The sequence below is a fragment of the Alloacidobacterium dinghuense genome (assembly GCF_014274465.1).
Lineage (GTDB): Bacteria > Acidobacteriota > Terriglobia > Terriglobales > Acidobacteriaceae > Alloacidobacterium > Alloacidobacterium dinghuense.
In genome coordinates, this window is record NZ_CP060394.1 from 2,246,771 (window position 1) to 2,259,572 (window position 12,802).

13 protein-coding genes are annotated in these 12,802 nt (G+C 56.8%); 8 read left to right on the top strand and 5 right to left on the bottom strand.

Annotated features, from left to right (window positions below):
- Positions 1 to 103 precede the first annotated feature (103 nt).
- Complete coding sequence (locus tag H7849_RS09105; protein WP_186745876.1) at positions 104 to 1,396, top strand: glycosyltransferase; 1,293 nt, start codon at positions 104 to 106, stop codon at positions 1,394 to 1,396.
- Here the strand turns inward: H7849_RS09105 and H7849_RS09110 are convergent.
- Positions 1,368 to 2,594 carry a tetratricopeptide repeat protein gene (locus tag H7849_RS09110; RefSeq protein WP_186745878.1) on the bottom strand — a complete coding sequence of 409 codons (1,227 nt, stop codon included), beginning with the start codon at positions 2,592 to 2,594 and terminating at the stop codon, positions 1,368 to 1,370. The two genes, H7849_RS09105 and H7849_RS09110, sit on opposite strands and share 29 nt — an antisense overlap.
- A 190-nt stretch (positions 2,595 to 2,784) precedes the next feature.
- Here H7849_RS09110 and H7849_RS09115 point away from each other — a divergent pair, with 190 nt between their 5' ends.
- The 3 genes from H7849_RS09115 (at position 2,785) to H7849_RS09125 (ending at position 5,609) form a co-directional block, all read left to right on the top strand.
- Positions 2,785 to 4,014, top strand: a complete 1,230-nt coding sequence (locus H7849_RS09115) for a putative sugar O-methyltransferase (protein ID WP_186745879.1) — start codon at positions 2,785 to 2,787, stop codon at positions 4,012 to 4,014.
- A gap of 12 nt (positions 4,015 to 4,026) precedes the next feature.
- The gene (locus H7849_RS09120; protein ID WP_186745881.1) at positions 4,027 to 5,040 is read left to right on the top strand and encodes a hypothetical protein; all 1,014 of its coding nucleotides are present in this window, start codon (positions 4,027 to 4,029) and stop codon (positions 5,038 to 5,040) included.
- Positions 5,041 to 5,138: 98 nt separating this feature from the next.
- A complete protein-coding gene (locus H7849_RS09125) occupies positions 5,139 to 5,609 on the top strand; it encodes a YidH family protein (protein ID WP_186745883.1) in 471 nt (156 codons plus the stop codon).
- Between the two features lie 45 nt (positions 5,610 to 5,654).
- On the opposite strand, the gene H7849_RS09130 is transcribed toward H7849_RS09125, so the two are convergent.
- On the bottom strand, positions 5,655 to 6,095 hold the full coding sequence (locus tag H7849_RS09130; RefSeq protein ID WP_186745885.1) for a recombinase family protein: 441 nt from the start codon (positions 6,093 to 6,095) through the stop codon (positions 5,655 to 5,657).
- Positions 6,096 to 6,351: 256 nt separating this feature from the next.
- Here H7849_RS09130 and murJ point away from each other — a divergent pair, with 256 nt between their 5' ends.
- Positions 6,352 to 7,932, top strand: coding sequence for a murein biosynthesis integral membrane protein MurJ (gene murJ, locus H7849_RS09135; protein WP_222439785.1), 1,581 nt, complete (start codon positions 6,352 to 6,354; stop codon positions 7,930 to 7,932).
- A 102-nt stretch (positions 7,933 to 8,034) separates the two neighbouring features.
- On the opposite strand, the gene H7849_RS09140 is transcribed toward murJ, so the two are convergent.
- A complete protein-coding gene (locus tag H7849_RS09140; RefSeq protein WP_186745886.1) occupies positions 8,035 to 8,433 on the bottom strand; it encodes a VOC family protein in 399 nt (132 codons plus the stop codon).
- Positions 8,434 to 8,450: 17 nt separating this feature from the next.
- On the bottom strand, positions 8,451 to 8,939 hold the full coding sequence (locus H7849_RS09145) for a GNAT family N-acetyltransferase (protein WP_186745888.1): 489 nt from the start codon (positions 8,937 to 8,939) through the stop codon (positions 8,451 to 8,453).
- Between the two features lie 88 nt (positions 8,940 to 9,027).
- On the opposite strand from H7849_RS09145, the gene H7849_RS09150 reads away from it, so the two are divergent.
- Positions 9,028 to 10,341, top strand: a complete 1,314-nt coding sequence (locus H7849_RS09150) for a hypothetical protein (RefSeq protein ID WP_186745889.1) — start codon at positions 9,028 to 9,030, stop codon at positions 10,339 to 10,341.
- A gap of 101 nt (positions 10,342 to 10,442) precedes the next feature.
- On the opposite strand, the gene thiD is transcribed toward H7849_RS09150, so the two are convergent.
- Entirely contained in the window at positions 10,443 to 11,300 is an 858-nt protein-coding gene (thiD, locus tag H7849_RS09155; protein WP_186745891.1) for a bifunctional hydroxymethylpyrimidine kinase/phosphomethylpyrimidine kinase, read from the bottom strand.
- Positions 11,301 to 11,466: 166 nt separating this feature from the next.
- On the opposite strand from thiD, the gene H7849_RS09160 reads away from it, so the two are divergent.
- Positions 11,467 to 12,018 (top strand): septal ring lytic transglycosylase RlpA family protein, encoded by a 552-nt coding sequence (locus H7849_RS09160; RefSeq protein WP_186745892.1) that lies wholly within the window; start codon positions 11,467 to 11,469, stop codon positions 12,016 to 12,018.
- A 13-nt stretch (positions 12,019 to 12,031) separates the two neighbouring features.
- Positions 12,032 to 12,799 (top strand): orotidine-5'-phosphate decarboxylase, encoded by a 768-nt coding sequence (gene pyrF, locus H7849_RS09165; RefSeq protein WP_186745893.1) that lies wholly within the window; start codon positions 12,032 to 12,034, stop codon positions 12,797 to 12,799.
- Positions 12,800 to 12,802 lie beyond the last annotated feature (3 nt).

Consider the following 12,802-nt stretch of genomic DNA (forward strand, 5'->3'; position numbering starts at 1 on the left):
TATTGGCCTTTATTCGTAATTCGACTGGCTGCCGTAAGCGGCTTCCTGACAATGTTTTTCCGGCCCTTACAACTAGAAACCCTCAGAAAGATTGAGCTTAAGCATGGCACGTATAGGAGCATTCTGTTTTCCCGGCACCGGACATTTGAATCCCATGATGGCGCTCGCGCGGAGCCTTGAGCAACGAGGACATTCGCTCGTTCTTTTTGGAATCGCCGATGTCGAGTCGAAGGTACGCGTGGCAGGAATTGAGTTTCGGCTGATCGGTGAAGAGGACTATCCGCCTGGCACGCTCTTAAGGCTGGATCAGCAGCTTGGGGAACAGAGGGGCATGAATGTCTTCCGATTCACGGTGGAGCGGGTGAAGAAATACACGCGGATGATTCTGCACGACGCTCCGGATGCGGTAAGGGACTCCGGTGCTGAGGTTCTTCTAGTGGATGAGGCTGATCCCTCGGGAACTGTCGCGGACTTTCTAAGGCTGCCTTTTGTCTCCATCGCCTGCTTTCCGCCTTTGCTTCGCAGCGATCTGATTCCCCCTTTTGTTTTTGGCTGGAAGTACAGTGCGGGAGCTTTCGGCAGGCTGCGCAACCGCGTTGGCGGTACGCTGCTGTCTCGTTTCGCTGCGCCGGTCCTGGATGTGCTCAACGAGCAACGCAGGGTCTGGGGACTGCCGATGCTTCGGCATGCGAGCGATATGCTGTCGCCGCTTGCCCAGATTACGCAATTACCTGCGGCGCTTGAGTTCCCTCTTTCCAAGGTGCCTTCTCCGCTGCACTACACGGGACCGTTTGTGGACGCGGGGATGCGGCAGCCTGTTTCCTTTCCATGGGAGCGGCTTGATGGACGGCCACTGATCTATGCCTCGCTCGGAACGCTGCAGAATCGGATGGATCACGTCTTTCGCATGATTGCTGAGGCTTGCAAGGGCTTAGATGCTCAGCTGGTGATTTCTTTAGGCGGCGGGATTCGCCCTGAGGATCTTGGGCCTCTGGCGGGCGATCCTTTGGTTGTTGGCTATGCGCCACAACTGGAAGTTCTTGGAAAAGCTGCAGCCGTGATCACGCATGCGGGATTAAATACCACGCTGGAGGCTCTTGCTGAGGGAATTCCGTTGGTGGCAATTCCGCTGGGGAACGACCAGCCGGGGGTTGCCGCCCGCATTGCTTACAGGAATGTGGGAGTGGTGGTTCCACTGAAGAGGCTTTCAGTGAATCGGCTGCGGCGGGCGGTTCAGACGGTGCTCAGGGATGGGAAATATCGAAGAGCCGCGCAGAGGATACAGGCTGCTATTCGGGAGATCGATGCATTGAAGATGGCTTCGGACCTGATCGAGGATGCGTTTGGCTTCAGTCGATCTGCTGCGGCTAGCGCCCTGAGTATGCCGTCCGCATGAACTTGCGCGCCTGGTCGGCCTGTGCGGAATCGCTGCCCGCGTCGATCACTGCTTGATATTGCTGGCGGGCCTTGTCGTGGTCGTGCATTAGATCGTAGACCTGTCCGGCGTACAACAGCGCGCGACGTTTCAGTTCCGGACTCGTTGTCGGCTCGTATGCTGCGCTGTCAAATGCCTCGACGGCTTCGGCGTAGAGTTTCTGGCCGCGCAGGGTATCGCCGAGGCCGAAGTAAACCAGCTCAAGATGAGACGATGGGAAGTAGTCGGGCCTTCTCGATAGCTCGATCACCTCGCGATAGCTTGAGATCGCCTTCAAACCCTGCCCCGCGTCTTTCTGTAAGTTGGCCACCTCTAGACGAAACAGAAAGTCTCGAGGGTATTCCCTCACCAATCCTTCAGCAATCTGTTCGGCTTCCTGGTACTTTGCTTCGCGGCGCAGAAAGAGCATCATGCAAATGCGCGCCTCAACGGAGGTGATGACACCGCGCGAACCGGCGTCACGCAGCATCTCCATGCCGGTGGCCTTTGATCCGTGGATTCCGGCAAAGCCAACGAGTATCTTGAAAGGCAGCGACAGAGCGCCAACCACGTACTCATAATCACCTGTGACCAGCTTGGCGTCTACGTAGTCCGGGCTCAGTTGTAGAACCTTGGCGTGATCGCTATGTGCCTGCGACGCGAGCTTCAGGGCGGCACCGAAGCTGCGTTCCACCATAGCAAGATAGACAGCCTGAAGGCTCTTGGCCCAGCCGCGGGCGAAGAGCGCATTTACATCATTCTGGTTCTCTTTCAACTGCTGCGTTGCCTTGTCGACTGCCTGATCCGTCAGGTCTTTGATGTGATCGCGCATCTGTGGATCTTCAGTGACGGTATGTTTTCCAGTCAGGAATCCATCGTTGGCGTAGAAGGTGGTGTCGAGCAGATCGAGGCGGAAGAGCTCGCTGAATACGGTGCTGTAGAGCAGATAGTCAGTGGCAATAGGCTCGTTCGGGTGCTCGCTGCGGATTTTCTCGAAGCGCGCGATGCAGCCGGTGTAGTCCATAATGTAGAAACGATCAAATGCCTCCCGCACTTTTGGGTCGCGGTTCAGAGGATCTGTCTCCACCGAAGCTGCGTCGGCGGTTCGCAGGAAGAAAGAAAGCGAAAAGAGAAGCGCTGTCAGCAGGATGGGGGATACGTGCGGTCGTCTCCAACTCATTCGTCTGTCATCTTAGACGAAGACGGGCAGGCTTTTGGACAATGAGTATCTCGTTCGCCATGAATGACTGCGCGACACTCGCCTGATACTCATGACAATTTAATGACAAGTTGGTGACACGTTAAGAATCGGCGAGTCTTAGGCTTCAAATCAAGCATGCTTCACATGCGCTGATTCCCCGATTTCTGCGATGAGGCCGAAGTTCAAACATCTGCGCCATCCGCTTCAGGCGGCTGCGATTGCCCGTAGAGTGGCGTCTGTATACCTCGAAATGCGGAGATTCGGGGCCCGCGGCAGGCGGCAATTCAGAGGTGATGCTCGTTACGATCTGGAGAATGTCTCCAGGGGATTCGCTTCGCGACCCGATGATTTGAGTGGAGATGGGGATCTGCTGGAGAGGATCTGCACAGCCTACAACAAGGCCGTTCAGCAGGAGGAGTTCGCGCCGGGTGCATACCGTGCAACCGAATGGTGGCAGGAGGTGCGCCGCGAAAGGCTGGGAGCCGTGATCCACGCTTTGCGCACTTACGACATCGACGCACTCGCCAGAATGTACGGAAATTTCTTCCGCGATGCGTGTGGCGCGGGATTGATTGGCGTGCCTTACGGGATGACTGAGGCGTATTTCGGTGGGCCGATCAGGGATATTCATCGCCACTATTACATGAGCGACGCGCTCTATCGAATCGACTACTGGACGATGCAGACGGGCGGTCGTTTTTCCCTGAGAGATCTGGCTGGTCCTGAAATCGGAAATCCGTTCGGCGTCTGGATTGACGGAACGCTGGTGAGAACGGGGTCTGTTTACCAGCATTACGCGGCACAAAAGGTCCGCAGCTGTCTGAGTCCGGAAGCAGGCGTTGTTGCTGAGATCGGCGGCGGCTTCGGAGACATGGCTTACTACCTTCTGCGCGATCGGGAGGGAGTGCGCTATCTCGACTTCGACGTGCCTGAGAGCGTCGCGCTGACCTCTTATTACCTGATGAAGACTTTTCCTCATTTGCAATTCCTGCTGTACGGCGAGAGGGAGTTTACGAGAGAGGAAATCGATCGCAGCGATGTTGTTTTGATGCCGCTGTTCGAATTCGAAAACATGCCGAGCGCGAGTGTCGATGTGGCTTTCAGCTCTCACGCTATGTCGGATATATCTTCTGATTTCATGGGCGATTATTTGAACCCTGTTGCCCGGATGACACGGAGCTATTTTCTTTACATGGGAACGCGCGGGGCTGTAGAGACGATTTCCAACGTGATCACGCAAAGACGGTACGGGTTTCGCCTGGCGGAGACAAACCCAGCCGGTTGGCACACGCACAAATGCTCGGATGTGCGCGAGGTGGAGTGCCTTTATCGGATGGGTGGCCCTGCAAAGCCTACCCGGAAATATGCGGGCTCAGAGGCGCTGCATCAGCAGATTTAGGGAGCGTAGGGAATGTCGATCGTTCGACGGGGACGCAGCGCAATCCGAAGAATTGCCTTTGGCGATACGCTGATTCCGCAGGAATTCACCATCGCCCTTCGAGAGCCGCAGCAAGAGATCTCCGTTTGGCTGCATGGGTTGGGCGATCCAATCGACGTTACCCGCCGAATTACCACGGCATGCTGTGCTCCGCTGACCATCGGGGTTTCTCTTGACGAAGGCCAGAGGCTGGGTCGAAGCAGGTTCCATGCGTTACTTCTCTTTTGTGAGCGCACTCAGGAACGACGCGTACTCGGCGAGATACGTCTGGCATCGAAAACAATACTTCCTCTCGATGGCTCGGAGTTGATCCTGTTCAACGTGCTGGGGTCATCGAACTATTGCCTGCCGAAGCCGCGTCTATGGGCTCATTTTGTATCGCAGGCCTATTCGAATTGGCGCAATCTGCAGTCATTCGACGTGAAAATGACCGCGCTCGAACTGCGCGCTGCCATCGTGACATTTATACGGCCACATCCACTGGGGCTGGTAAGTATCGTTACTGAAGCTGGCGGGAATATTTTTCCCATGAATCTTATGGGAGAGCTTGGGAATGGCTACTTCGCCTTTGCGTTGAAGGATTCACGCCTGGCTGCGCATCTTGTGGAACGCGAGGGCCGGATCGCGTTGAGCACCGTCCCGATGCCTCTGTGCTCGCTTGCGTTTCAATATGCGGCCCATCACACGAAAGAATCGATCGATTGGGATCAGCTCCCCTTCCCGCTGAAACTGTCGAAGGAGTTCAGGATTCCGGTTCCTGTTTCCGCTCCGAGAGTCAGGGAGATACAGGTCGATCAGGTGCATAAGATCGGAAGCCATACGCTGTTTGTTGCGCGGGTCATTTCCGATGAGCGCTTCTCTGAAGAGTTGCAGGTCCATGTGGTTCATGGCTTCTATCAACATTGGCGGCTCAGGGGTCAAAGGGAGGCGCTGGCCGCATCTGTAGCTGCGGACTCTTTGAACAAGCGCGGACTGGCTGCGTCGTGAATGTCACACCTTGCTAGACGTTCACTCATATCTCATGGAGAATAGGCATCACAACAGGGGCGCTTTGGATTCCTCGCGCCTGCCGCTCCAGAAGACACATGAACGATCAAGTAAAAACAACGCCGACGCCCGATCTGCGGGAGATTTTGGCTGCCGAGCGGACGTTTCTGGCATGGATTCGCACCGGCCTTGCGCTGATGGGATTTGGCTTTGTTGTTGCGAGGTTCGGAATTTTCCTGCGTGAAGTGCAGGTGGCTCGGCTTGTACCATCCCCTCCGGCATACGGAGAGTCGATCTGGTTTGGAACCGCGCTCATCTCTCTGGGAGTCATCGTGAATCTGCTGGCGGCGTGGAAGCACATCCAATTGGCGCAGCGACTCGATCGAGGCGAGATGGTGCCGTCCCGGCCATCCAAGCTTGCCGTGTTTATCGCTTTGTTCCTCGCGCTGGTTGGGATTGCGATGGGGATCTATCTGGTTTCGAGTCGAGGCTTCGATAGCGGCCAATCCGTGGGAGGCCGGAGCGTGTCAGCGCTTCAGGCGCGACAAGAACTTATTGACGCGACATAGACTTATTCGCGCCATCAAAGCTGACACACCAACCACCGGTGCAGTCTAGCCGACCTTTGCGGCGAATCGCTCGCGGCGGCGATCCCATTCCTCGGTCGAGAAGACGCGCGGGCCTACATCGATGAGGCGTGGAAGCATATTGAAGACAGTCACCGGACTCCAGCGCTTTCCTTCGCGAGTGCGGTAACCCTTCTCGTTGAGATCGCTGGCTACGCTTGAGAATGGGAAGTCCTGGACGAGCAGCTCCATCATTTGTATGAGCGCCTGGTTCTCCTGCTGATCGATTTCCAGCCGCGTGCAATCATCGGATAAGCGCAGGCCGTAGGGCACGTCTTCGGTGTCGACGGTCCCCTCGGGAGCGCTTCCCGGCAACTCGCGCCGCCATTCGATGGAAACTACCTGCCAGCCCGACTCGGCCCTTTGACGCAGCAGATCCTGACGCAAAGGCCCATGAATCACATCACGCATCCGCTCAAAATACGCCATCCTGTCCTCCCGAAAGACACAACTCCGCCCCTATGAGGCAATTTTGTTGCCGCTGTTTTGACGGCGATTCGGGCGAGTAAGTCATTGACGAATATAGAAACGCACCCACGTTTCTGCTGCGTACATGTCCGCTTTTGTTCAAACGCCGTCCAGCATTGAACACAGCTTTGTCTGACAAGAAACTCTATGCGGTCCAGTACGAGAGGCTTCTGCGGAACGGGCCTTAACGCTTTGCCGCCCATCTTATAATCGTGTTTTGAGCGAGACAATTACACACAAGAAAATCTCAGCCCGGGCTTCGGCTGTGGCTGTTGCTGCGGGCATCCTGTTAAGTCGGATTGTCGGGCTGGTTCGCGATCGAGCCTTTGCCCATTTCTTCGGCACATCTGATGCGGCGGATGCATTTCGTCAGGCGTTCAAGATCCCTAATTTCCTGCAAAATCTTTTCGGCGAGGGAGTGCTTTCGGCTTCGTTTATTCCCGTGTATGCGCGCCTCAGGGCCGAGAACCGGCATGAGGAAGCGTCGGAATTGGGCGAAGCGATTTTCTCGCTGCTATTTCTCGTCACGTCGGTTCTGGTCGCGGCAGGGATATTTGCCACTCCGTGGCTCATTTATGTCATTGCGCCGGGTTTTCATGGAGCTAAGCGCGATCTGACAATTTTGCTGGTCCAGATTCTTTTTCCGGGTGCGGGGCTGCTGGTTTTCTCAGCATGGTGCCTGGGGATTCTGAATAGCCATCGCAAGTTCTTTCTCTCGTATGCGGCTCCGGTGATCTGGAACGTTGCCATCATTGCCACATTTCTGTGGAAGGGCGGGCACCAGGCGGAGGAAAAACTTGCTGTCACGATTGCGATCAGTTCGGTTGTTGGCAGCGGCTTGCAGTTTGCCATTCAGTTGCCGACCGTATTGCGCCTTCTGTGGCCGATGCGGTTGCATCTTCGCCTTCGCTCGGAACAGGTGCGCACGGTTGTACATAACTTCTTTCCGGTTTTTATCAGCCGCGGCGTTGTGCAGATCAGCGCTTATATCGATTCCATTCTGGTCAGCTTTTTACCTACCGGCGGCGCTGCTGCGCTCGGCTATGCCCAAACCTTGAATTCGCTTCCCGTGAGCCTGTTCGGCATGGCTATTTCCGCGGCGGAATTGCCGGCTATGTCGAGCGAGTTGGGCACGCAGGAAGAGATTGGCGCCGCGTTGCGGCAACGTCTGGCAGCGGGGCTGCAGAATATTGCATTCTTCGTGATTCCCTCGGAGGTTGCGTTCATCATTCTCGGCGATGTCGTCGTTGCGACAATTTATCGCTCGGGACACTTTGGCACAGATGCCGTAACGTTTGTTTGGACTGTGCTGGCTGGATCGGGAGTTGGCTTGCTCGCCTCGACTTCTGGACGGCTATATTCTTCGGCCTTCTATGCTCTGCGGGATACGCGTACGCCGCTCAATTTTGCCCTGATCCGCGTGGCGCTGACGCTCGTCCTTGGATATTTTTTCGCGCTCCCATTGCCTCGCATGTTGGGGATCGATGCTCGTTGGGGCGTGTCCGGACTTACGCTTTCTGCAGGCCTTGCGGGATGGGTGGAATTCACGCTGCTGCGGCGCGCTCTGCACGCGCGGATTGGGGCGGTGGCTTTCCTGGCCTCCAGAATTGCGAGATTGTGGCTTGCGGCAGTTGTTGCCGCCGTGATTGGATACGGCCTTAAGCTGGTCTTCCCTATCAAGAAGCCACTGGTGCTTGGGCCCAGCGTCCTGATCGTGTATGGAGCTTGCTATCTCGGGCTGGCAATGTTGATGGGGATTGCTCTTCCGGGATCATTGCGCCGGTTCTTACGTCGCTAGGGTCGCTGAAAAGTCCCTCCGTCGGCATTTGTGGTTCGCACCTTCGCTATGCGAAGGATAGGGCACCTATTTTCGTGCCTCTACTAATGAAAAACTAACTACCTATGCTGCTGGCCACTGGAAGCAGATGCCGAAGCCGTCAGGGTCATTCAGATAGAGTTGTTTCATGCCGTAGGGTGCCACCTTTGGAGGGCGCGCCTTGACGCCTCGAGAAAGCAGGTACTCGTAGGCGGCGTCTACGTCGGGACAGCCGAAGTAGAGGCACAGATCGTGTGCGCCGATGCGTCTCGGGTCGGGAGCAGGAGGACGGTCGTCATCGTCGTATGCGGTGTTCAGCATCAGGTCGACACCGTCGAGCTTGAGCCATGCCCAGCCGCAGTTCGGGACAGGTGCGGATGAATTGTGAACCTCAAAGCCAAGCACGTCGCAATAAAACGCCAACGATGTGGGCATGTCGTAGACTTGAATGAGCGGCGTCATGCCTCGGACGTCGATAGCCATGCGGGATGCTCCTTCGCTTACCATGCGGTCTTCGCCGCACCCGACTGCTCGTGGGTGACAGTGTGGACGTCGCTCCAATACATCCAGTGCGGAATCAGCTGAACGGCGCCGTGGCGCGTGTAGAAAGCCAGACCAGCAGTGTTGGAAGGATCGACATCGACGCAAACCTTGAGCGCCATTTGCTCGACAAACCATTGGGCAAGCATGCGCAGCAGTTCGGATGCGATGCCGCTGCGGCGGCGGTCGGGATCAACATGAATCCACTGCACTTCGCCATCACAGGAATAGCGGCTGGTCAAGTGCCCGGTGATGAAGCCTATGACAACTTCTCCTTCGACCGCTACAAAGCCCACGCGGGGACGCAGAGCCTGCTGTGGGTTATATTCGCCGTCGAAGTACCGGGTGATCCGGTATGACCAATAGTCCTTGTTGCCTCGCTTCAGAGCGCGAAGGCGGACCATTCCTGGGAAATCGGACTCCTCGGCCTTTCGATAGAGGATGGCCATGCCCCCTCATGCTACCTTAAGTTTCTTCGCTTTACATTTTTCCTTAATGACGTCCAAAGAACAGATGCCCTCCCGATGTCGCCCTTCCATGATTCTCCTGCTTGCCGGGGTTGCCAGCGTGAGTTTCTGCGCTCAGGCACAAGAAGCCACAATCCCTGCCGGAGTTCCGCTGCGCATCCAGGTGGACAAGCGCTATCCAGTTAACGTTGGCACCAAGGTGGAAGGCCATCTTATCGCCCCTGTCTTTCTCGTGGATCACGAGGTATTGCCGGTCAACACACACGTCTTTGGCTCGGTCGTCGCAAAGCACCCCATCACCGGTGGCCAACGCGCCGACGCGCTTCTTAATGGAGACTTTACGCCGCTGGTAACGCCTGAGCTGCGCTTTGACCGGATCACCCTGCCGGATGACACTACTGTGCCGATTTCCACGCATGTCATTCAGAGAGATGGCTCCGTGGTTCGTATGAAGTCTTCGGCAAAGAAGCCATCGCTGACCCAGCAGGCGGAGGACGCAGTCAAACAGCGAGAACAGGACACGCTTGACCAGATCACGAAACCGGGGAAATCCGATCGGCTGCTGCGCATTCTCTACTCGCAGCTTCCCTACCATCCCCAGCGCATCTGGCCGGGCACGCAGTACGACGCGGATCTGACTGCGCCGTTAATCGTTCCACAGAAGGCCGCTCCTGCGCCGTTGCCCCTGTTACAGCTGAGCGAGAAGTCCTTGGTAGGAGTCATCGAGGCCCGGCTGACCGAGGATCTGAGTTCCGCAACGGCGAAGCAGGGCGAGGTGGTGAATGCTGTGCTCACGAAACCCATGCTCGACGCCACGAAAAAGCAGGTGATCCTGCCGGAGGGTACGCATCTGGAAGGAGTCGTATTGCAGGCAAAGCCGGCGCGCTGGCTGGCTCGAAACGGCAAGTTACGCTTCACTTTTCGCCGCGTTGATCTGCCGAAGGCCTCGATTGCCGAAGCTCCGAAGCAGGCTCCTGAACTGGAGTCGCGCCAGGAGAACACCGGTTCGGCAACGGATCATCCGATCCATGGGCGCATGATCACGTCGGAGGCGAATCGCCAGCAGAATGTCCAGATTGATTCCGAAGGCGGAGCCAAGGCGAGCAGCGGCCCTGACAAATATGTCGCGCCTCTGGTGCTCGGTATCCTTGCCTCTCAGGCAGGGGAAGGCGACGCCGACAACGTGGTGAAGAATGGGCTGGTCGGCAACGGCTTTGGTCTGATGGCGCGTGTTGTCACGATAGCCGCCGCAAACAAAGAGGTCTCGATGGGTTTTGCTTATTACGCGCTGGCGAAGTCGGTCTATAAGCGGTGGATCGCCCGCGGCAGCGATCTGACGTTTCCAAAGGACACGCGCATTCAGATCGAGCTGAGCGAGCGTTAACCGGCGCTTTCAGAAAGTCGGGCGATTTACCTTGGTCGAGCAGAAGATTTTTCTGGTTCAGGTTACCCAGCAGATCTGCATCAACGAGCAGAAACCGGGGGCTAGCCCAAGCGGTACAAGTGATGCATGGGCCCTTTGCCCTGGCCAACAGGATAAGCGGCTCTCAGGGCGGCGGTCACGTATGCCTTTGCATTTGTTACAGCTTGCTTCGCTTCGATACCTCGCATGAGTTGGCAGAGAATCGCCGAAGAGAAGGCACAGCCGGTTCCATGCGTCGACTGAGTTTCCACGCGTTCACCCTTGAGCCAACTCTCCCTACCGTCGGGAGTGAGCAGAAAATCATCCGGACGGTCTAAATGACCTCCCGTCACAACCACATGTAGGTCGGGATTTCCGCCTTGTCGGGCCAGATTCTGAAGTCGAGCCGACGCCAACGGGATCTCGGCTCGGGAGAGCGGTTCGTCTGCGGTCAGCTGAGCCAATTCCTCAACGTTGGGCGTTATCCAGCCGACGTGGGCGAGAAGCTCGGATTGAAGACGAGCCAGCCCTTCGGAACTGAGTAATTCCCCGCCCGAGCTGGACCGGTTGACCGGATCGAGTACCACTCGCCGCCGATCGATCCCTGATTCAGCGAGGAATCGAGCCGTCTCTGTGACGGCCTCGGCTGTTGCCTGCATTCCGATCTTTACTCCAGCGGGCATGACGTCGTCGCGGAGGCAGGCCAGGGTCTCCCGGATTGTCTCTGGAGCCACTGGCTCGACGCGGCGAACGCCGAGCGTCGACTGCACGGTGAGCGCGGTAATGCAGGCCATTCCGTAGATGTCGTGCGCGGCGAAAACCTTCAGGTCAGCGGTGATCCCGGCGCCGCTGGAGGGGTCGAACCCGGCGATGGTTAGCGCAATGGGCTGCCCTGAAACCTTATTTCTTTCATGGATTTCCGCTTGCGCATACTCGTTCATCGTGTTTTCATCTTAGACCGGGGCGGGAGACCGCCTTGTTTCGCGCTCAGTTCTGGGAAATTTGCTACCACAGATGTTACGTTCTGGCAAGGAGAAAGTGCAGATAAATACTTAGTTTCGTTTGACTTAGCATTTCTGGCTCCTTACAATTTGTAGATGGAGGACTATGAACGCTATCGCAACGGATATCAAGAGACGAATTCCTAAACTCTCGACTTATGCCGGACTTGTCCTCGCTGCCATGCTGGGACTCTTCGGACTGCAGGCAGATGTACCGGCCTCCACCCATAACTCGCAGCCGCCAACATTTCCTGACAAGGATTTCGGGAAAAATGGCGATGCTAAAGCCGACGCGGGCAAAAAGCGTCCGTGGTATCAGATAGGCCGCGCCTCCTGGTATGGCGAAGAACTCCAGGGACAGCAGACGGCCAGCGGCGAAGACTACGATATGAACAAGCTTACGTGCGCCCATCGCAGCCTCCCGCTTGGCTCGCTGATCCGGGTGACGAATCTGCGTAATCACAAATCTGTTGTTGTGCGCGTGAACGATCGCGGTCCCATGCCGCAAAGCCGCGTAATCGACCTTTCCTATGCTGCTGCACGCTTCCTTGGTTTCAGTAACAGAGGGACGGCGCCTGTGCGCCTGGACCTGGTGAATTCGAAGGCGGAACTGGCACAGTTGAACTTTCCGCTGGCTCCCGCGATGACGAAGCCGTAAAATCGTCTTCGAAATGTCCCCCTCTGAACTTGCACCTCAGGAGGCCCCTGCGCGCTCAGACGCGCAGGGACATCCCGCCTCAGAAGCAGCCGACAAACTCATTGTTGCCCTTGATTTTTCGAATGCCGTCCAGGCGCTTGCGCTTGTGGATCGTCTGGAGGGACGCTGCCGCTGGTTCAAGGTTGGTCTCGAGCTGTATCTTGCAGCCGGAAATGCGGTCGTTTCAGCGCTCAAAGGGCGTGGCTTCTCGGTCTTTCTTGACCTGAAACTGCACGATATTCCGAATACCGTGGCAGGAGCCGTGCGTTCGGTCGCCGGATTTGGAGCGGATATGCTCACCCTTCATGCCTGCGGCGGACCGGCGATGCTGGTGGCGGCGGCGGATGCCGCGGCTGGGCTTTCGCATGCGCCGCGACTGCTTGCCGTTACCGTTCTTACCAGCATGGACGCAGCGCAGTTGACGGCGACTGGGATTTCAGATCCACCGGCAGAACAGGCGCTTCGGCTGGCGAAAGTTGCACATGCATCGGGAATTCACGGTCTTGTCTGCAGTCCGGAAGAGGCTTCGCTGATGCGTCGGGAGCTTACTGATTCGATCTTAGTGACTCCGGGGATTCGTCCGGCCGGATCTGCCATCGGCGACCAGAAACGCATTGCCACTCCTTCTGCCGCTCTGGCTGCGGGAGCGGACTATCTCGTGGTGGGACGGCCTATCACCCAGGCTGAAGATTCGCTTCTTGCCGCGAGAGCTATTCTCAATGAAATAGCAACGGGCAATTGAGAC